General features: G+C 44.2%; 19 protein-coding genes. 15 read left to right on the top strand and 4 right to left on the bottom strand.

The genetic code is table 11. The annotated features are described in order from the left end of the window. Nucleotides 1–73 precede the first annotated feature (73 nt). Nucleotides 74–964: an AraC family transcriptional regulator gene (locus tag NST85_RS05620; protein ID WP_341188789.1), complete on the bottom strand. Its 891-nt coding sequence runs from the start codon at nt 962–964 to the stop codon at nt 74–76. A gap of 135 nt (nt 965–1,099) precedes the next feature. Between NST85_RS05620 and arfA the strand changes: the two genes are divergently transcribed. The 9 genes from arfA to NST85_RS05665 all read left to right on the top strand — a co-directional run bounded on the left by arfA (nt 1,100) and on the right by NST85_RS05665 (nt 10,788). Further along, nucleotides 1,100–2,656, top strand: a complete 1,557-nt coding sequence (arfA, locus tag NST85_RS05625; protein WP_341188790.1) for an arabinosylfuranosidase ArfA — start codon at nt 1,100–1,102, stop codon at nt 2,654–2,656. Nucleotides 2,657–2,677: 21 nt separating this feature from the next. Continuing rightward, nucleotides 2,678–4,645, top strand: coding sequence for a glycoside hydrolase family 127 protein (locus NST85_RS05630; RefSeq protein WP_341191077.1), 1,968 nt, complete (start codon nt 2,678–2,680; stop codon nt 4,643–4,645). A 326-nt stretch (nt 4,646–4,971) separates the two neighbouring features. Further along, the gene (locus NST85_RS05635; RefSeq protein ID WP_341188791.1) at nt 4,972–6,915 is read left to right on the top strand and encodes a collagen-like protein; all 1,944 of its coding nucleotides are present in this window, start codon (nt 4,972–4,974) and stop codon (nt 6,913–6,915) included. Nucleotides 6,916–7,114: 199 nt separating this feature from the next. Continuing rightward, a complete protein-coding gene (locus NST85_RS05640; RefSeq protein ID WP_127195074.1) occupies nt 7,115–7,606 on the top strand; it encodes an RNA polymerase sigma factor in 492 nt (163 codons plus the stop codon). After that, the gene (locus NST85_RS05645; protein WP_127195073.1) at nt 7,603–8,607 is read left to right on the top strand and encodes an anti-sigma factor; all 1,005 of its coding nucleotides are present in this window, start codon (nt 7,603–7,605) and stop codon (nt 8,605–8,607) included. Before NST85_RS05640 ends, NST85_RS05645 begins: the two co-directional genes overlap by 4 nt. A gap of 216 nt (nt 8,608–8,823) precedes the next feature. Continuing rightward, a complete protein-coding gene (locus tag NST85_RS05650; protein WP_127195072.1) occupies nt 8,824–8,997 on the top strand; it encodes a DUF3934 family protein in 174 nt (57 codons plus the stop codon). Nucleotides 8,998–9,013: 16 nt separating this feature from the next. Continuing rightward, nucleotides 9,014–9,463 (top strand): HEAT repeat domain-containing protein, encoded by a 450-nt coding sequence (locus NST85_RS05655; protein WP_246054447.1) that lies wholly within the window; start codon nt 9,014–9,016, stop codon nt 9,461–9,463. Between the two features lie 14 nt (nt 9,464–9,477). Further along, the gene (locus NST85_RS05660; protein ID WP_127195070.1) at nt 9,478–9,747 is read left to right on the top strand and encodes a NifU N-terminal domain-containing protein; all 270 of its coding nucleotides are present in this window, start codon (nt 9,478–9,480) and stop codon (nt 9,745–9,747) included. Between the two features lie 177 nt (nt 9,748–9,924). Next, nucleotides 9,925–10,788 (top strand): SEC-C metal-binding domain-containing protein, encoded by an 864-nt coding sequence (locus NST85_RS05665; RefSeq protein ID WP_246054446.1) that lies wholly within the window; start codon nt 9,925–9,927, stop codon nt 10,786–10,788. Between the two features lie 53 nt (nt 10,789–10,841). Here NST85_RS05665 and NST85_RS05670 read toward each other — a convergent pair whose 3' ends face one another. Beyond that, nucleotides 10,842–11,426, bottom strand: coding sequence for a DUF6709 family protein (locus NST85_RS05670; protein WP_341188792.1), 585 nt, complete (start codon nt 11,424–11,426; stop codon nt 10,842–10,844). 36 nt (nt 11,427–11,462) lie between these two features. After that, nucleotides 11,463–11,909 carry a hypothetical protein gene (locus NST85_RS05675; protein ID WP_127195068.1) on the bottom strand — a complete coding sequence of 149 codons (447 nt, stop codon included), beginning with the start codon at nt 11,907–11,909 and terminating at the stop codon, nt 11,463–11,465. A gap of 200 nt (nt 11,910–12,109) precedes the next feature. Here NST85_RS05675 and NST85_RS05680 point away from each other — a divergent pair, with 200 nt between their 5' ends. From NST85_RS05680 to NST85_RS05705, 6 genes are all read left to right on the top strand, one after another. Then, entirely contained in the window at nt 12,110–12,493 is a 384-nt protein-coding gene (locus NST85_RS05680; protein WP_127195067.1) for a GntR family transcriptional regulator, read from the top strand. Nucleotides 12,494–12,495: 2 nt separating this feature from the next. Beyond that, the gene (locus tag NST85_RS05685) at nt 12,496–13,233 is read left to right on the top strand and encodes an ABC transporter ATP-binding protein (RefSeq protein ID WP_211350321.1); all 738 of its coding nucleotides are present in this window, start codon (nt 12,496–12,498) and stop codon (nt 13,231–13,233) included. Further along, the gene (locus tag NST85_RS05690) at nt 13,230–14,843 is read left to right on the top strand and encodes a hypothetical protein (RefSeq protein ID WP_127195066.1); all 1,614 of its coding nucleotides are present in this window, start codon (nt 13,230–13,232) and stop codon (nt 14,841–14,843) included. The genes NST85_RS05685 and NST85_RS05690 overlap by 4 nt, the downstream gene beginning before the upstream one ends. 653 nt (nt 14,844–15,496) lie before the next feature. Next, nucleotides 15,497–16,561, top strand: coding sequence for a fatty acid desaturase (locus NST85_RS05695; protein ID WP_127195065.1), 1,065 nt, complete (start codon nt 15,497–15,499; stop codon nt 16,559–16,561). An 82-nt stretch (nt 16,562–16,643) separates the two neighbouring features. Further along, nucleotides 16,644–17,822 carry a sensor histidine kinase gene (locus NST85_RS05700; RefSeq protein ID WP_127195064.1) on the top strand — a complete coding sequence of 393 codons (1,179 nt, stop codon included), beginning with the start codon at nt 16,644–16,646 and terminating at the stop codon, nt 17,820–17,822. Further along, entirely contained in the window at nt 17,819–18,418 is a 600-nt protein-coding gene (locus tag NST85_RS05705) for a response regulator transcription factor (RefSeq protein WP_127195063.1), read from the top strand. Before NST85_RS05700 ends, NST85_RS05705 begins: the two co-directional genes overlap by 4 nt. A 10-nt stretch (nt 18,419–18,428) precedes the next feature. Here the strand turns inward: NST85_RS05705 and NST85_RS05710 are convergent, their stop codons facing one another. Beyond that, nucleotides 18,429–19,298 (bottom strand): LysR family transcriptional regulator, encoded by an 870-nt coding sequence (locus NST85_RS05710; RefSeq protein WP_127195062.1) that lies wholly within the window; start codon nt 19,296–19,298, stop codon nt 18,429–18,431. Between the last annotated feature and the right edge of the window lie 90 nt (nt 19,299–19,388).

Below are 19,388 nucleotides of genomic sequence, written 5' to 3' on the forward strand. Positions count from 1 at the left end.
CCATCCAGAGAGGAAGAAAGCAGGTTTCTTCTTTGGAGTGGGGCTTCTTTTTATGCTTATTTAGGTGAATAGATCAGCGAGGTCCAATAAATTTCATGCGAAAATTGGAAGGTGAGATGCCTTCTTTCTTAGAGAAGCAGGATGAAAAATAGGAGACATGCTTAAAGCCAACTTCTTCGGCGATTCGTGCCACGGACCATGAGGTTTGAATGAGTAATTTCTTAGCCTGTTCGATTCGGTAGTAAGTTAGATATTCGATAGGGGTCATGCCATATATTTTGAGCATACATTTAGCTAAATAATTAGGATGGTAATTTAACTCCTGCTGTAGGAGCGAGTTGGTTATGTTGCGGGCGTAGTTCTGACGTATAAATAGCTCAATCTTCTCAGCTAAAAGGAAGGCGGATGCATCGGACATGGATGCTAGATCACGATCTAGATGTTGCATGAATAATTGAAAGGCGGCTTGTCTTTTCCAATTTCGCATGGATTGGGGCTCTTGATCCAAGTGTGTGAAATTATTCAAGACCTCCATTTCCTTCTGAGTAACCCGGATGTGCTTGGGGAGGAAGATAGAGCAGACATCGCAGTGATTTAAGTAAGCGATTTGTTTATGAGATTCAATCAAGTCAGCTTGGTTATCTAGGCATTCTTTCATATCCCCGTATTCCTTCCAGCTTCCAAAAGTCTGAAAGTGGATCCAGATCATCTCAGTCTCACTAGTACATGGAGCCGCTCCATAATGGATCGCATCCGGCTTAAGGATTAATCCTTCACCCTGTTGCAACTCCCATTCCCGATCATTTTCTCCAATCGTTAACGCCCCTTTGGTGATGACAATGAGATCAAACACACCAATTCCATTTCGCGTAATATGACGTTCACCTATATCAAAAGTTGCACGCCCACAGTCCAGAAAATACGGGATGGGTGGGGAGATAAAATGCAGGATAGAAGAGTTCATCAGGTACCTCCAAAAGGTTGAAATTTTTAAAAATGTGGTTGGATATCGTGATGTTAATCTTATGATATAGCATGTATCATAATAAATAAAGCGCTTACTACAATGTTGAAATAATTAATGCTCATAAGGTACTCCATGATGAAAGAGGGGGCGAGAACTATAGCTACAGCAAATGTAAATACAGAGATAGCAAAGATGATTATAGATAAAGAATATAAGCTCGCTGAAGTTGATTCGAGAATTTTTGGTTCATTTATTGAACATTTGGGACGTGCTGTATATGGTGGAATCTTTGATCCAGGTCATCCCAGTGCGGATGAATATGGTTTTCGACAAGATGTAACGGCGATGATTCAGGAAATCGGAGTTCCGATCATTCGTTATCCCGGAGGGAACTTCGTATCCGGATATAATTGGGTGGATGGCGTCGGACCAGTTAAAGACCGTCCCAAACGATTGGATTTGGCTTGGCGGGCGACGGAGCCGAATGAAGTAGGCACAAATGAATTCATGCGCTGGGCCAAAACGCTGAATGCCGATGTGATGATGGCTGTAAATCTAGGGACGAGAGGCGTTGATGCGGCGCGGAATCTACTGGAATATTGCAATCATCCCTCGGGGTCTTATTACAGTGATTTACGGATTTCTCATGGATTCACGAAGCCTCATGGCATAAAGACCTGGTGCCTGGGCAATGAAATGGATGGTCCGTGGCAAGTCGGCCAAAAGACGGCCGTGGAATATGGAAGATTAGCAAGTGAAACAGCAAAAGCGATGAGATTAATCGATCCTTCAATTGAGTTAGTTGCCTGCGGAAGTTCTTTCCGATCCATGCCTACTTATGCCGAGTGGGAAGCAACGGTATTGGATCATACCTATGAACAGGTGGATTATTTATCCCTACACACATATTATGGCAACGCAGATAACGATATCGCCAATTATTTAGCTAAGTCGCTCGATATGGACTATTTTATCAAAGAAGTCATTGCCGTATGTGACTATATCAAAGCGAAGAAACGTAGTAAGAAGACGATGAATCTTTCCTTTGATGAATGGAATGTCTGGTTCCACACGATAGAGTCGGATATGAAGATTGAGCCTTGGCAGGTGGCATCATCTCAACTCGAGGATACCTATACTTTCGAGGATGCGCTAATGGTTGGAAGCATGTTGATCACATTGCTCAGGAACGCCGATCGAGTGAAGATCGCTTGTCTGGCACAGCTAGTTAATGCTATTGCTCCAATTATGACGGTTACTGGGGGCCCTGCTTGGCGCCAAAGTATCTTCTATCCTTATATGCATGCGTCCGTATATGGGCGGGGAACTGTACTTCGTCCTATTGTTGTCTCACCTCTATATGACAGTAAAGAATACACAGATGTGCCTATGTTGGACTCTGTTGTTGTCTACAACGAAGAGACGGAAGAGCTCGTTATTTTTGCGGTGAATAAAAGTCTGGAAGACTCTCTTCTACTGGAATGTGATATTCGAGGTTTTGAAGATTACCGTGTGATTCAGCATTCCATATTAGAGAACGGCAACGTGAAGGCAGTCAACAATGTGTATCAGCAGGATGCAGTGATTCCGCATGACGGAGGAGACGCTAAGGTCGTAGAGGGTTGGATTCATGCTTCGTTACCCAACTTATCGTGGAATATGATACGGCTTCAGAAGACATTTGCTTAAGATAGAGAGGAGAGCTAGATGATGACACAATTGAACCAAAGAGTGCTTGCTATTCCTAAGAGTCTGATACATGATCCATTCTGGTCTGAATATATTAGGTTGGTACGCAAGGTTGTTGTCCCTTATCAATGGGAAGCATTGAATGATCGGGTTCCGGAGGCTGAGCCTAGTCATGCCATTACCAATTTCAAGATTGCCGCTGGGGAAGCACAGGGTGAATTTTATGGGATGGTGTTTCAGGATAGCGATGTTGCCAAATGGTTGGAGGCAGTCGCTTATCTGCTAGAGACGCAAAGTGATCCCGATCTGGAGCAAATTGCAGACGAAGTGATTGAGATCATCGCCAAGGCACAACAGCCTGATGGATATTTAAATACTTATTTCACATTGAAAGAGCCGGGAAATCGCTGGACCAATCTTGCCGAATGCCATGAACTTTACTGCGCGGGCCATATGATTGAAGCGGGTGTGGCTTATTACCAAGCAACGGGTAAAAGAGTACTACTCGATGTTGTCTGTCGATTTGCTGATTATATTGATACTGTATTCGGTAACGAACCCGGCCAACTGCAAGGGTATGATGGTCATCAGGAGATCGAATTGGCATTGATGAAATTGTATCATGCCACAGGAGAGGATAAATATTTGCGACTGAGCTCTTATTTTCTGGAGCAACGCGGAGCTAAGCCAGACTTCTATGAAGATCAATGGGAGAAACGCGGTAAAACAACTCACTTTCCACAGCTTACGATGACGTTTGATCATGCTTATAGTCAGGCACACCTCCCTGTTCGTGAACAAGACACAGCGGAAGGTCATGCGGTACGGTTGGTCTATATGTGTACAGCCATGGCAGATTTGGCCGCGGAGACGGGAGATCCGGGTCTGCTCGAAGCTTGTAGGAAGCTGTGGAGTAATATCGTGAATAAACGGATGTACATCACAGGTGGTATTGGTTCAATGGAACATGGTGAATCGTTCACGATGGATTATGATCTACCTGGAGATACAGCATATGCTGAGACTTGCGCGTCTATTGGGCTGATTTTCTTTGCACAACGGATGTTGCAGATTTCCCCAGATAGTAAAGTTGCCGATGTCATGGAACGGGCTTTATATAATACCGTGGTCAGTGGAATGTCCCAAGACGGGAAGAAATTTTTCTATGTTAATCCACTGGAGGTATATCCTGCAGCTCACGGTAAGAACCGGATTTACGATCATGTGAAGCCAGAGCGACAGGGTTGGTTCGGCTGTGCTTGTTGTCCACCTAACATCGCACGTTTGCTCGCGTCGCTCGGTGACTATGTGTACACCATGCAGGATGGAACAGTGTACGTTCAATTATATATTGGAAGTGAACTCAATACAGAAGTTAACGGCAAACTAATCAAATTGGAGCAACACTCGAAGTATACTTCAGATGGAGAAGTTAACTTCCGTATTCGTACAGAGGAAGCGTTACGATTCACTTTAGCTCTACGTATGCCGGATTGGTGCGACCGAGTCGAAGTTACAGTCGGCGGTGAATGGCATGAATTCAAGCAGGGAGATCAGGATGGTTATATTCGCTTGAATCGAGTATGGGAGCCAGGCGAGGAGATAAATGTGGTATTCTCTATGCCTGTATTACGGATGAAAGCACATCCCCTTGTTCGTCAGACTTTCGGCAAAGTCGCGCTGCAACGTGGGCCATTCGTATATTGCTTGGAAGAGGCGGATAACGGCGCGGAGTTATACCAGCTTAAGTTACCTCGTAACTCTACTTTTGAAGTGAAGCGTGATGATCGTATTCATGAGGGATTGAACGTTATTCATGTCAATGGTGAGCGGTGGATGGCTGCTGAGAACTGGCAGGAACATTTATATCGGAGTGATTCCAACTGGATCATGGAAAGTACTCAGTTAAAGTTCATTCCTTACTTTACCTGGGCCAACCGTGGTTTGGGTGAAATGTCAGTTTGGGTTGAAGAGGCACTACCTATCTAGAGTATTGTAGAATAAACTTTATTACCTTTGGTTTGTCTAAGTTTAGAATCTCCACTTTGGATGAAAAAGGACCCTCACCGATAGTAATCGTTTGAGGGTCTTAGTGCAGTGCTTTATTGGGTTGTCCATTCTTAATATATGACCTCTCTGAAAAAGTTGTGATTGGATATATAAACATTTTTAATCAAAATTAGATGAACCTACCATGTGCAAAGACCTATTTATAAGTGAAAATAGATAGTTATCTAGTATATACAAGACAAATGTCCATGCCCCCTATAGATAGTTGGAGTAATATACAACAAATCTAAATGGAGGTGTTTAAATTGAGTTGTCCACAAGAAAATCGAAAAAAGGGCTGCAAGAAAAAAATCGTTACTGTCTGCCCTACGAAGAGAAAAAGACATTTGAATAGGAAATGTTCTAGAAAAATTGTCGTCAGAGAGCAAATTGTACATGTAAATATTCCTCAAGGTTATGTAGGTGTAGGAGGTGCCGCAGGACCAGCCGGTCCAGCGGGTTATGTAGGTGAAGGTTATATAGGTATAGGAGGTGTAACAGGACCCGCAGGCCCAGCAGGACCCGCAGGCCCAGCAGGACCCGCAGGCCCAGCAGGCCCGGCAGGTCCGGAAGGAACGAGAGGAAGTGCAGGCCCAGTAGGGCTCGCAGGACCCGCAGGTCCAGCAGGAGTCAGAGGAAGCGCAGGACCAGCGGGAATCACAGGACCAGCCGGAACGACAGGTGCAGTGGGACTCGCAGGACCAGCAGGAATCACAGGACCAGCAGGAATCACAGGTCCAGCAGGAATCACAGGACCAGCAGGACTCACGGGACCAGCAGGACTCACGGGACCAGCAGGAATCACAGGTCCACCCGGAGGACCGACAGGAAACACAGGTCCAGCGGGAATTACCGGCCCAGCTGGAGCTACAGGATCCACAGGAGCAACAGGATCGACAGGAGCAACGGGAGATGCAGGCCCAGCGGGAATCGCCGGCCCAGCCGGAGCAACAGGATCGACAGGAGCGACGGGAGATGCAGGTCCAGCGGGAATCGCCGGCCCAGCCGGAGCAACAGGATCGACAGGAGCGACGGGAGATGCAGGCCCAGCGGGAATCGCCGGCCCAGCCGGAGCAACAGGATCGACAGGAGCGACGGGAGATGCAGGCCCAGCGGGAATCGCCGGCCCAGCCGGAGCAACAGGATCGACAGGAGCGACGGGGGATGCAGGCCCAGCGGGAATCGCCGGTCCAGCCGGAGCAACAGGATCGACAGGAGCGACGGGAGATGCAGGCCCAGCGGGAATCGCCGGCCCAGCCGGAGCAACAGGATCGACAGGAGCGACGGGGGATGCAGGCCCAGCGGGAATCGCCGGTCCAGCCGGAGCAACAGGATCGACAGGAGCGACGGGAGATGCAGGCCCAGCGGGAATCGCCGGCCCAGCCGGAGCAACAGGATCGACAGGAGCGACGGGAGATGCAGGCCCAGCTGGAATCGCCGGCCCAGCCGGAGCAACAGGATCGACAGGAGCGACGGGAGATGCAGGCCCAGCGGGAATCGCCGGCCCAGCCGGAGCAACAGGATCGACAGGAGCGACGGGAGATGCAGGCCCAGCGGGAATCGCCGGCCCAGCCGGAGCAACAGGATCGACAGGAGCGACGGGGGATGCAGGCCCAGCGGGAATCGCCGGTCCAGCCGGAGCAACAGGATCGACAGGAGCGACGGGAGATGCAGGCCCAGCGGGAATCGCCGGCCCAGCCGGAGCAACAGGATCGACAGGAGCGACGGGAGATGCAGGCCCAGCGGGAATCGCCGGCCCAGCCGGAGCAACAGGATCGACAGGAGCAACGGGAGAAGGGTTATCTCAGTATGGGTATATTTACAACTTAGGAGCTCAGGTGGTCGCGATAGAGGCTGATGTTTCATTTGATACAAATGGATTTCTAACACCTGGATTTACGCATGCCCCTGGAACAGCTCCGGTTCTAGTGGTCGATTCGGGTAACTATGAGGTAAGTTTTTCGGTGTCGGGTGTAGAACCAAACCAATTCGCACTATTTTTAAATAGCAGCAATCTGGTTGCGGGAAGCGTATACGGTTCAGGTGCAGGTACTCAGCAAAACAATGGTCAGGTTATCATCACTCTGGCGGCCGGTGATGTTCTTACGCTACGAAACCATAGTTCAGCTGCCGCGGTTACCCTTCAGACTTTGGCCGGTGGAACACAAGCGAACGTAAACGCCTCTATTATTATAAAAAAACTAGGTTAGTTGAGACGGTCGCTATAGCAGCCTTCTCGTTTTATTAAACTATCAGGTGGAATAGCATGGTAAAATGAGTCTCTTGAGAAAAGAAAACCTAAATATCTTCAAGCATTTCATTCATGAAGGCTCAATAGTATGAGCCTTTTTTTATTGCCTTATAACATTTGGGACACATGTTCGTTATACCAGTGAAGGGAGGTGAAGAATGGAGCCCGGGCAGCTGCATCAAATACTCCAACCTAAGTTAACCGAAATAAGAAAATACCTAATACGTTTGGGTGCTAATCCGGCTGACGCGGAAGATATTGTCCAAGATACCGTCTATAAAGCCTTCTTATACATTGGATCTATTGAAGCAAATAAATTCAGTGCGTGGTTATACAAGGTTGCAATCAACCGCTACTATGATCTATGCCGCCGTAACAAATGGATTCAAGTCCCTATTGAATCGGTTCAGATCGCGGATATGGATCTACCAGAAGACAAGCTGTTACAACAAGAGAAACGGGAAGATATTGATTCCGTTCTCGCCGACCTCTTACCTCATCATAAACAACTATTAATTATGAAGTATGAATTGGAGTTATCTTATCAGGAAATATCCGATTTGCTTGGGGTAAAGGTCGAGAATGTTAAATCAGGGTTATTTCAAGCACGCAAACAATTTCAGAGAAGGTATAGAGGTGATGTGGAATGAGCGCACCATGGGAAGATCAAGATGATAAAAGTCTTTCGAAAGTAATCAAAAGAGCAAAACGAAGAACGACTATCCGTAACATCATCATTTCTTTAATTGTAGCGATCGTGGTTTTATTCGTTGGGGCAATTGTTAATGTTCAGCTTATAAGTAGGAGCTCTTCACAACTAATGAACGATGAGTATACTCTCAAGCGTATCAGTGGACCCAATCAATATATTTCAGGAATTACAGGTGAAAGTGGCTTCTTGTCTGGTAGAGTGGAAATTAACATGTACAAAGTCGTGGAAGGCGTACCTATTCCTTGGCAAACAAAGAAGACTGTCTATAATGTTGTTCCATTCTTATCCTTTACCAATGTCGGTGGTAATACCCAGGGGTTAAATATACCGTTGCCTGATCCTAAGATGGTCCAAGAAAAATTCGAATATTACCGTAATTATAACGGGTATAATGGACAGCGGAATATGGCTTATTACATCCCAGGGGTGAACTATAATGACAAGATATTAAATGATTTACCTACTCTCGAGCAGATGGATCAAGACAAGTTAGTTGAGATGGCCATTTCCTTTGATAAGGAATATTCACTTGCCGAGGTAAGGGCGATGATCCCTGCAGAACTAACACAAGTGTGGTATTGGGTAGATACCTATGATAATAAAAAATATTACGAACCTTTCGAGGATGGAAATGGGAATATGAGCTATGCTGTCCCGGAAGGTGATAATTATCTATTCGGATTCGGTATCAACCTAGATGGACCCGAAGTGAATGAACAGAATTTTATTGATGCATTAGGGCAAGGGTTAGAGGGTAGATATCAGTATGAGTTCAATCGGATAAATAATTATTTAAAAGGAGATAAAGCGAAACCAGACAAGAGTGACATTCGGATTCTCGGTGTTGTTCTTACGGGAAATGCGAAGGAGTTACAAATCCTGAGTGGGCAACCTTATGTTAGGGGAGCTGTTCTGGGAGCCGTTACTGATAAATATTAAGTCGGGTGACTTACTACTTCTTGTTAATGGGCGAAAAATATGCGATAATTCACTGAATTAACACTGCTGATATGACAGTAAAATTGCCTTTTCCTGTACATATTGGAGCCGATGTTGTATATTTCATCATACTTGGGTAAATATCCAGACAAAGTGGATACAACTAACAAAGAGTAGATAACTCTCACATATAACAACCAATAACGGAGTGATTATTTGAGTAAAGCTAAAGGTGGAACCGGTAGAGGGACAGGCAAGAAAGGCTGGAATCGTTGGCAGGCTGCTGCTAACAGAGCCAAGAATGCTCCGAAACCTTATGTTAGCAAAGGTGTAAAGAAGGAAAAGGAAAATGCAGCTAAGGCGGCTAACGAAAGTTTAAATGAAAATTAGAAGGAGATTGAATATTTTGAATCAAGAAGAAGAAATTATTGAAGTACCTGTAACGTATGAGGATCTCAAAAAATCCGCCAATCGTAATGCGAATTGGAGAGAACGTTTAGAGGCAGTTGAAGAGCTAGGTCAGAGTCAATGGAATAACCAACAAACTATCGATCTGTTAACTCGAATCATGGCTAACGATTCTGTCTATCGAGTTCAAGAGGCTGCTTATCATAATCTCAAGAGATTTGGTCAACCTGTTCAATTGCCTGCGAAGAATAAAGGAGAATTGATCAAAGGTTTAACTAAAATCTTAGTAAGAATTAAGAAAAGTTTGCCTGAAGGCCATACTTATGAAGAGTTCAAAGAGAAGTTGAAGAAGATGAGAATTGATATTTATGATACGTATGAAGGTAACAAGGGCGATGAGTTTGATAAGTGGTTAGAAGCGACATGGACGTCCTTATCGAAAAAATAGGAAGGAGTGATATCATGGCAATTCAAATTAATGTTCAGAATACACCGAACCCTAATGCTATCAAGATCAGCACGAGTGAAACTATATTTGAAGGTCCTAGAAGTACATCTCTGAAAGTTGGCGATGAAACAGAACATCCGTTGGCTAAAGCACTACTTAGCGTAGAAGGTGTCGATAATATCTTCGGGATCAAAGACTTCGTTACGATTAGCAAGAAAGCTGACGCTAACTGGGATGCTATTCTACCCCAAGTAGAAGAGATCTTCGACAAAGTTTACGGCTAAGTGATACAACCTTGATGAGAGACTCTCATTTAGTGGCTTTGTTGTACAAGTAAGTTATAGGCAACTAACTGACGTCGGTACTAGCGGCGTCAGTTTTTTTAGTATCCTTAGCATTGTTAGCTTCCATTGGAATTATTTTCTTGAATTTTGTAATACAGATAGGAGTGTGAATGACGTATGGAAACCTTTACTTTAAATAATGAGATTAAGAATGAATGGGCTGGATTGATGAAAGAAGGCTACGATTACTCGCTGGAAGGAATTTCTTTGGCGGCAATCACGATCTGGGGGCAACTTTGGGATAAAATGCGCACGTTGATCGATAACGAAACTAATCTTAGCATCGAAGAGTTGGACGAGGCCTTTTTTGAACAAGAGAAACGGATTTCTACCTGGAGTTCTGATTTTGAAATGGAGTTAGGCAATGCATCGAGAGATGAGCGCAGTTTTGCCCAGAAGAGAATTAACTTTTGTAGTGAATATATTACTAGGTTCAGGGATCAGAGTAATCCCGATATAGAATTGCTGAAGTGGGCGATTTCGGAGTCTTATTTTGATTTGGGGCAGCCGGAACAAGGGGAGAAGTCTTTCCGTGAGCAGCTTACGGCGTATCCTTATTCCGGCTGGGGTTGGATTAGATGGTCCGATCATTATGGGGTATTGGCCCTGGGACAACAGAAGAATAGTGAAAAGGCGGTACAGATATTAGAGCAAGCCCTGGAAGTTGAGGGACTCAAAGATCGGTATTACGTCTTGGAACGACTTGAGGATCTTTATGCAGAACTAGGGTTGCATCAGAAGGCTAGTGCTGTTAAGCAGGAAATGCTCAGTCTTCTTGTAGAGGACCAGGTCCATGAGCCTCATGCTACAATTCCAAACATTACTACACCGCCAATTTCCATATCGCCCAATACAACATCGACCAATGGGAAAACCCCTGTACCAGTAACACGTGTTAAAGTTGGACGTAATGATCCTTGCTCCTGTGGAAGTAACAAGAAATACAAAAAATGTTGCGGTAGTAACGATACCGTGCAATAAGCATGAGACAACTATACTAAGACTATAACAGCCTAATATTAGAGCCCTGTATGTTACTTTCGTGAGAAAATATTCGCGATAAGTGCATCGGGGTTCTTTTTCCACATGGATCTTATCTGACGATGGAAGCCACTTACGATATAGGGGTATTGCTCAACCAGATTGGATGCGACATCTTCAAGCTCGACTTTATCCCCCATCATCACACGGTATGATTTTTTGAGTGAGGTTTTTACAGATAGATAGTGTAATTTACGTACAGGTATACCTTTTAAATCTATATGCTTGGCATCAGCATAGATCCAGACAATCTTGTCCAACGAGATGATGACAGGATAGAGCTTATGGATATTAACCAGCCATGATTTTGTGATAATAATATTCCCCGTTGTAAACCGAACTTCATGACAGAGCTCGCTCTCAATTTCAGCCTTAACACGATCATATTTGCCATATAGTGCTACTGCGCGTCCCACATTACTTAACCGAGGGAGGAGAAGATAGACCAATCTACGCAGGGTAAAAAAGAAAATTATGATCCATGCCAATTGTAGAAATAATCCTTGAATGATTATAAATGAAGTGTTTGCTTGGATGGCATAAGGAAGAATCAGCTCAGACATTTCCTCTCTGTCCATAGGAGGATTATCTATATTTTCGGTCAGCGCAGGAGACTAAGGTTCAAGATTCATCACATAACCAGTGAATGTATGGGGTTCTGTGGTGATATATTTGTTGATGAAATCGGGAGGTACTTCGATAGTTACGTATTGATCCTCCTGATCATCGATTTTAGCTAAGACATAAGCAGATTTGAGATCATCACTGTACTCTTCCACCTCGGTAGACATACTCCCATCTTCGTACAATCTGTAGCCGGTATCATATATCGTATCCGTCGTAAATGTAATCAGACCTTTATACTTCTTCTCAAATTGTTGTTGCAGATCTTCACTACTATGTATGGAGTCTTTGAACCCTAACAATCCGATACCGAGTCCAAGGGTATTTCGAATAGGTTGTATGGCTACGATCGTAAAAATACACAGAATTAAAAACCACATAAAAAACTTTAACATATTCTCCTTGATAATCATCTCCGTAACCCTAATACGCTTCATGTGTAATAATCCTCCACTAGAAAATCAGTTTATTAGTATCTATATCGGTATAATTTGTTAAATTCTGTATCTTTTTCTGGGAAAATAACCCTTGAAAGTGTATGGCTCTTAGTGGTACACTACATTCACAAAGTGTATGGTATGTATCCATACACGCACTACAATAATAGGCAAGGAACTGCCAGAGTGGAGTTGAAGGAATGAAAGATGAGCCTATGCTGCTGCCGGAGGATTTTGTTGTTAATCCTTCTCGTCCGATCTACGAACAGTTTGTGGAGCAGATTACGGCACGGATTGTCCGTGGCCTTCTTCCAACTGGGTTACGTTTGCCTTCGGTTCGAGATTTTGCTGCGGGCAGAAGAGTGAATCCGACAACGGCAGCCAGAACCTATCAGGAGTTAGAGAGGATGGGGCTTATCGTGACCTATCGTGGTCAAGGGACGTTCGTTACAAATGAAGAGGCAATGATACTGGAAGCACGTAAAGTCATGGCGAAGGAAGCCGTTCAACAATTCAAGGAAATGGCCATATCCCTCGGATTATCTGTGCAAGAAATGATTGAATTAGCAGAACAGGAGGAATAAAGATGGGTACACATGCTGTGATATCTCCTCTCATAGAACTTGGTGAAGAGGCCGCCGTTCGGTGCCATGAAGTAAGTTTTAAGATGAAGAAGAAGATGATTTTGGATCAGGTAAGCTTTGAGATTCCTAAGGGATCGATCACGGGATTGCTAGGTCCCAATGGAGCTGGGAAGTCCTCTCTGTTGCGCATGATTGCTGGACTTTCTTCACAGGATTCGGGAACAGTTCAAGTATTCGGACAACCAGCCGGAGAAAAAATGCTGGGGAAGTTGTCACTGTTACCTGACCGAGGGAGCTTACCGGGATGGTTAACGGCTGAGCAGTGGTTATCTTTTGCCGCAGGGATTTACCCCGATTGGAATGAGCAGAGCGCGAAACAACTCATAGAACGCTTGAAGATCAATTTGGATACAAGCATTTCAGCAATGTCTCGTGGGGAGGAAGCCAGACTACAGCTTCTGACCTGCTTATCTCGAACAGCACCCTTAATCATACTCGATGAACCATTTACGGGCGTCGATTTGATTTCAAGGGAACAGATCGCCTCGACTGTTGTTGCTGAAATGGGAGATGGGGAACGAACTTTTTTGATTGCCACCCATGATATCAGAGAGATGGAGATGCTGTTTGACCGGTTAGTGTTAATCGGGGACGGACAAATCAAAAGTGTCGAAGATGTAGAGCAGCTTCGACAGCACGGGAAATCTGTGGAATCCTGTTACAGGGAAGTGTTTGCATGAGCACCTTTAAACTATTAGCACAATATGAATTTCGTGCTTTGATGCCTAGAATAAGTAGACGAAACATATTGTCAGCACTATTGGTTATAGCATTTTTGGTCATAGGAGGAGCTTTTCTAGATCTAGAGATTTCTAATCCGCAGGCCATCTTTGCAGCAGGAACTGTATGCGCACTGGCTATCAGCATGATTGTTTCTATCGTTCATGTTGGGAAGTTATGGACCTCGAAGTATCGGGAATGGTGGCTTACACTTCCGCACTCTCGTATGTTACTTACGATATCCAAGGTGATGGGGCTGACTCGGGTAAGTTATTGGATTGGGGCTGGGGTGCTACTTATAAGCACGGGTATTTATGGCCTGAAAGTATGGATGGGGACGATAGACGAATTATCAGTGAGGACGCTACTGTCTATGATCTTAGTTTACATACTATTCATTGTTGTATCAGCTCCGATTGCGGTAGTCTATGGTATATCGCTCTGTCTCATGTACAGTGGCTGGGCTAGGTGGGTATTGATTCCTTACTGTATAGGCTTTCTTCTACCATTTATGCTTTTCGGCATAATCATTTCTTTGGAGCAATCTGACTTATGGATGATATCACCGCCGTATGTGTTGCCTTATTGTGTATGGATTGTCGTGATTGGCTGGCCGCTGGCATATGGTTTGATACGTCTTATTGCAAGAAGAGGGATTAGATCCTTTGGTGATATACGTATATTGAGTGCCAATGAGGGCAAAGGAAATCAAGCGGTAGCATCAAAGGACAGACAGAAGACAGAGCAGAGAATCGAACTGAGAACTGAACGTAGTGCTGAACATAGTGCTGAACATAATGGAGTGTACTGCAAGAGTCGTGGATTTGCGGCATTGTACCAGTTGGATCGTTCGAGGTTTCGATATTATGAATCGAAATTATGGGCTCGCATTCTAGTAGGAGTATCCATGATATTATGTGTGGTGGTTGCCTTTTTTGCGGCTCAAGAACCATTAATAGCGTACGGGATTTTAACTAATATATACATGTTCCCAGTACTATTCGCCGTACTGTTGAGTATGAATCGAGCCTTAATCGAACGTAAAAACTTTGTGTGGTGGTTAGGATTCCCCATGCATCGTAGCCGCTTACTATTATCTCATATCACAGCAGTATTCATGGTAACCGTTCGATATATGCTATCTTTAACGATTTCCTTCTGGGTTGGTGTATTCGTTGCTTTCTTGGTCGGCAAAACAAACGGAGAGTTCTTATTGGAAGCCTTACCTTGGAATGTTTACTCCTTAACGCTGAATATAGTCCTCATCATCCTCTCATTATCATTGTTACAGCTTGTGTACTTTTCGATTCGGTCACCACTATTATCCATACTGTTAATTCCGTTGTATTGGTTAATTCTCACGCCAAATTTAAGAGTGAAATCGTATTTCTATTCAGAGCCAGTCATGGGTATGGATCAACCTCTATTATGGGGAAGGCTTGGATTTCTAGTGCTGATTACCATCCCAATTTCGATATTTTGCATCTGGCTCGGAGGACGGAATTTCCATCGTATACTAGATAACGGTTCGAACAAGAACCTGTCCTTATTTGGGAAAGCGTCGAAATAGGAATGTGTCGAAATAGGTAGGCATCGAAATAGAGAAGTGTCCAAATAGGTAGGCGTCGAAATAGGCAGTTAAATAACCGGTGGATAGTATAGCTGTAGGATGTCGATGCTGATAGTAATTTAGCGGGAATTTCTCCATGTATTTGTTTGGGAAAGCTACTGTTTCGCTAATTAAATGGAAATTGTCCTGTTAATACAACTGATTCTGGGTCATTATAGCTTCCAAGCACCTATTAAACGGAGAAATTCCAGTTAATCCATCTTTGGGTGGGGGACAAATCACATTAGCGGGAGAAATTCCAGCTATCAACAAGACTCAGGTCAACAACAGCGACCTCGCTATCAACAAGAATCTGGTCATCAGCAACGCCCCGGCCATCAGCAAGGACCTGGTCATCAGCAACGCCCCAGCCATCATCAAAGACCTTATCATCATCAAGAACCTGGTTATCAACCAGGTCCTTTTGTATGAAGAATCAATTCGATGGTTCCTTCGCTCCTTCCAATGCATTTCCCTATGTGACATTTGTCATACTTCCCACTTGACGTTTATGACTACTGCGCATGACGGAACTTCTCTACAATGGAGATATAACAATGAAATTGTAGTTCGATCACGTTCAAAGCTCGTCACTTAGAGGAGGAAAACATACAATGGCTCAATCACCTAACCTGTCCACTTTAAAAAAGAACATGGCTCCCTATGAAAAAATTGATACGAAGTCGAGTGTGCGTCAGCTAATCAATACCTTGGTGCCTTTAGTGCTGCTCTGGTATGCTGCTTATTTAAGTCTTTCTGTATCTTATTGGTTGACCCTTCCTATTACAATTATCGCTTCCGGGTTTGTAGTCCGGACTTTTATCATATTTCATGATTGCTGTCACCAATCGTTCTTCAAGAGCCGGCTGGCTAATGAGATCCTGGGTACGATTACGGGGGTAATTACACTTTGCCCGTATCAGCAATGGAAACATAGTCATTCGATTCATCATGCGACAAGTAGCAATCTAGATAAACGGGGCACAGGGGATATGTGGGTGCTTACCGTAGAAGAATACGCCGAAGCTTCCTTTTGGCGTCGTCTAGCTTACCGGATTTATCGGAATCCAATTATTATGTTTGGAGTAGGCCCTATAGCTATATTTTTATTTTCTTACCGCTTTAACCATAAAGGGGCGAAACGTAAGGAGCGAATCAATACGCATGTTACCAATATTGCAATTGTTGCTCTATACGCATTGCTGTGCTGGGCTATTGGTTGGCAAGCCTTTGTCATGATTCAAGCTCCGATCTTCTTCGTATCTGGGATGCTTGGCATCTGGTTATTCTATGTACAGCACCAATTTGAAGAATCATATTTCGAACATGACGAGGAATGGAGTTACATTAATGCAGCTGTAGAGGGCAGCTCTTATTATAAGTTGCCTACACTATTGCAATGGATTACTGGAAATATCGGCTTCCATCATGTTCATCATTTGAGTCCGAAAGTCCCTAACTATAATTTAGAGAAGGCCCATAATGCTACACCGCCGCTGCAGAAAGCAACGACGATTACAATCAGCACTAGCTTACAATCGTTACGATTCCGGTTGTGGGATGAACGTACGAAAACTTTTGTTAGTTTTAAAGATGTGAGGAAACTCGTTAGGAAGCCAAGTGCAGTAGTCGCAGAAGTGTTAACTCCACGTCCCGACCTTAGATCAGAGGGCAAGTAGCAAGTATAGAAGCATTCCATGCCGATGACCCAGTGTGTTACTATACAATTAAATAACGAAAGACAAGGGGGGAGGGCACTCCATGCAGAGTTGGTATCAGATTTTACACAGGAGTACTGGTCTTAGCCCGTATGTGTGGGTGGTTTTCTACATCCTCCCTTTTTATTTCATATTCCGTCTTTCCTCTACGTATTCGGTCATCTTAGGTAGCGCCATGATTGTGGGATTTTTCCTCTGCTATGTGCTTTCCTTTATTTCTAAGGGATGGCTCGTCTACTTTTGGACGAGTGTACAGATATTGATCTCCATCACGATGACCTTGGTGTTTGGGTATGTTTATTTCTCATTCTTTTTAGCCTTTTTTATCGGTAATATCAAAAATAAAGCTGGATTCCTTACACTGTACATTATTCATTTAGTGACCACATTCGTGACCATCAATTATGGATTGGTGTCACAGAATCCGGTTGTAATATCGCAGTTACCTTTTGTTCTTGTCAGTATGATAGGTGTAATTCTCATTCCAGTGACTACTTACAATCGAAATAAGAGCGACAGGTTGCAAGTACAGTTGGAGGATGCAAATAAGCGAATATCCGAGTTGGTTAAATTGGAAGAACGTCAGAGAATCGCTCGTGATCTGCACGATACTTTGGGTCAGAAGCTCTCATTAATTGGTTTGAAGAGTGATTTAGCAGGGAAACTAATTGATATAGACCCGGGTAAGGCTCGCAATGAATTGATTGATGTGAGTCAGACAGCTAGAACGGCTCTGAAGGAAGTAAGGGAAATGGTTACCCAAATGCGGGGCACAAGATTAGAAGACGAAGTGTTTCGGGTGAGTCAGATATTGAAAGCGGCGGAAATAAATTTCACCTTGGAGGGTGACCCTAAACTGGACAATACCTCCCTCTTAAACGAGAACGTACTCAGCATGTGTCTTAAAGAAGCGGTCACAAATGTTGTAAGACATAGTGGTGCGAAGTCCTGTGCTATATCTATAGAATCGACACGTACGGATTTGGTCATTAAGGTAAAGGACGATGGGACCGGCATTGCGGGAGAGTCCGCATTCTCCAGGGGGAGTGGGTTGCGCGGAATGAAAGAACGACTAGAGTTTGTGAACGGAAGTTTGGAACTCGTTGCGGATCATGGCACAAGCATTATCATTAAAATACCGAACGTTACTAATAAACCGGATAAATCGGAAAAGTCAGAGTCAGAAAAGTTAGAACAGTCTGAAAAGGAGGCGGGGGTATGATTAGGATCGTAATTGCTGAGGACCAGCGAATGTTGCTGGGCGCTCTGGCTTCCCTGCTGGATTTGGAAGAGGATATGACGGTTGTAGGTAAGGCCAGTAATGGTGAGGATGCCGTGAAATTAGTACATCTTCATAAACCGGACATTTGCATAATGGATATTGAGATGCCACTTAAGAATGGATTAGACGCAGCCGAGGAATTAAAGGGTTTAGGATGTAAAGTCATGATCCTTACTACCTTTGCCCGTCCAGGATATTTTGAGCGTGCACTCAAGGCTGGAGCTAGCGGTTACTTGTTAAAAGATAGTCCAAGTGAGGAGCTAGCTACCTCTATTCGCAGCATCATGGCAGGTCGTCGCATCTATGCACCGGATTTGGTGGATGAGGCCTACAGTGAAGAGAATCCGTTAACAGAGCGGGAGAAGGCAGTGCTCGAACTGATCGCCGACGGGAAAAATACGAAGGAGATCGCAACGGAGTTATATATCACAACGGGTACGGTCCGAAATTATATTTCCGTCATCCTCGAGAAACTGGGTGTTGGCAACCGGATTGAAGCCATCACTCGTTTCAAAGAGAAAGGCTGGTTCAAATAGGGGAGAAAAGTTACCCCCGGTTAAAGCTTTCTATAAACTTAGCAGCCATGGAGGAGAGATATTTGTCTTTCATCCAAATGGCTGCTATTTGCGTGCGCAGATTTTCGCTTTGGATTTCTTTATACACAAGATTGTCGGTATTGGCTAGATCGAAGGCAGACTTAGGCGCAATCCCAACTCCGAGTCCTGCATTGGCCCATAGGAGTGTTGTACGTGCATCATCATTTTTGCAGAAAATATTAGGTTCAAAGCCATGGTTGAGACAAGTCTCACGAATAAGTGGCTCAAACCTACGGTAGATAATGAGTGGTCTATCTTTTAATTCTGAGACATCAATTGTAGACTTGCTGGGGTTCCAATCATGCTCTCGGGTCATAGCGGCGATCATGGGTTCGGGTTCCGCATATTTACAGCCTAGATTAGACAAATTAAACGGAGTCCTAACAATACCAACCTCTACAATTCCTTTACTCAAAAGATCGATGATCATAAAGGTGTTACCCTCATGAATCTCAAATTTAACGCCCGTATAGTTTCGGTGAAATTCAGAAAGTCTGTCTTTTAAAAGAGTTGCACCTGACGAGGACACCGTCCCTATGGACAAGGTTCCCTTCAGGCCTTTGACCAGGTCTTTAATCTCTCTGGTAGTAGAATCGCTCAGCTCAAGAATTTGTTTGGCTCTATTCTGCAAAATGACCCCGGCTTCGGTAAGTTGGATTCTTCTCGGACCTCGTTCTACCAGCTTGACCCCAAGCTCTTCTTCCAATAACTTAAGCTGCTGGCTCAGCGGGGGTTGAGCCATTTGCAGTTTCTTAGCTGCTGAAGTGATTTGGCCTTCCTCGGCTATGGCTAGAAAATATTTTAATTGTCTGATGTCCATGGTCTGTCCCTCCAATATATATGAAATTCGTATATGAGTGATATGAATCAGATATTTTTAATATGTCAGATTGTATGTCATAATCATAAC

The organism is Paenibacillus sp. FSL K6-2524 (genome assembly GCF_038005525.1).
In the GTDB taxonomy this organism is placed as follows: domain Bacteria; phylum Bacillota; class Bacilli; order Paenibacillales; family Paenibacillaceae; genus Fontibacillus; species Fontibacillus anaericanus.

Bases quoted from the DNA above. Each gene is read 5' to 3' on its own strand.
- NST85_RS05620 (WP_341188789.1), bottom strand. From the start codon at position 964: ATGAACTCTTCTATCCTGCATTTTATCTCCCCACCCATCCCGTATTTT.
- arfA (WP_341188790.1), top strand. From the start codon at position 1,100: ATGATGAAAGAGGGGGCGAGAACTATAGCTACAGCAAATGTAAATACA.
- NST85_RS05630 (WP_341191077.1), top strand. From the start codon at position 2,678: ATGACACAATTGAACCAAAGAGTGCTTGCTATTCCTAAGAGTCTGATA.
- NST85_RS05640 (WP_127195074.1), top strand. From the start codon at position 7,115: ATGGAGCCCGGGCAGCTGCATCAAATACTCCAACCTAAGTTAACCGAA.
- NST85_RS05645 (WP_127195073.1), top strand. From the start codon at position 7,603: ATGAGCGCACCATGGGAAGATCAAGATGATAAAAGTCTTTCGAAAGTA.
- NST85_RS05660 (WP_127195070.1), top strand. From the start codon at position 9,478: ATGGCAATTCAAATTAATGTTCAGAATACACCGAACCCTAATGCTATC.
- NST85_RS05665 (WP_246054446.1), top strand. From the start codon at position 9,925: ATGGAAACCTTTACTTTAAATAATGAGATTAAGAATGAATGGGCTGGA.
- NST85_RS05670 (WP_341188792.1), bottom strand. From the start codon at position 11,426: ATGGACAGAGAGGAAATGTCTGAGCTGATTCTTCCTTATGCCATCCAA.
- NST85_RS05675 (WP_127195068.1), bottom strand. From the start codon at position 11,909: ATGAAGCGTATTAGGGTTACGGAGATGATTATCAAGGAGAATATGTTA.
- NST85_RS05680 (WP_127195067.1), top strand. From the start codon at position 12,110: ATGAAAGATGAGCCTATGCTGCTGCCGGAGGATTTTGTTGTTAATCCT.
- NST85_RS05685 (WP_211350321.1), top strand. From the start codon at position 12,496: ATGGGTACACATGCTGTGATATCTCCTCTCATAGAACTTGGTGAAGAG.
- NST85_RS05690 (WP_127195066.1), top strand. From the start codon at position 13,230: ATGAGCACCTTTAAACTATTAGCACAATATGAATTTCGTGCTTTGATG.
- NST85_RS05695 (WP_127195065.1), top strand. From the start codon at position 15,497: ATGGCTCAATCACCTAACCTGTCCACTTTAAAAAAGAACATGGCTCCC.
- NST85_RS05700 (WP_127195064.1), top strand. From the start codon at position 16,644: ATGCAGAGTTGGTATCAGATTTTACACAGGAGTACTGGTCTTAGCCCG.
- NST85_RS05705 (WP_127195063.1), top strand. From the start codon at position 17,819: ATGATTAGGATCGTAATTGCTGAGGACCAGCGAATGTTGCTGGGCGCT.
- NST85_RS05710 (WP_127195062.1), bottom strand. From the start codon at position 19,298: ATGGACATCAGACAATTAAAATATTTTCTAGCCATAGCCGAGGAAGGC.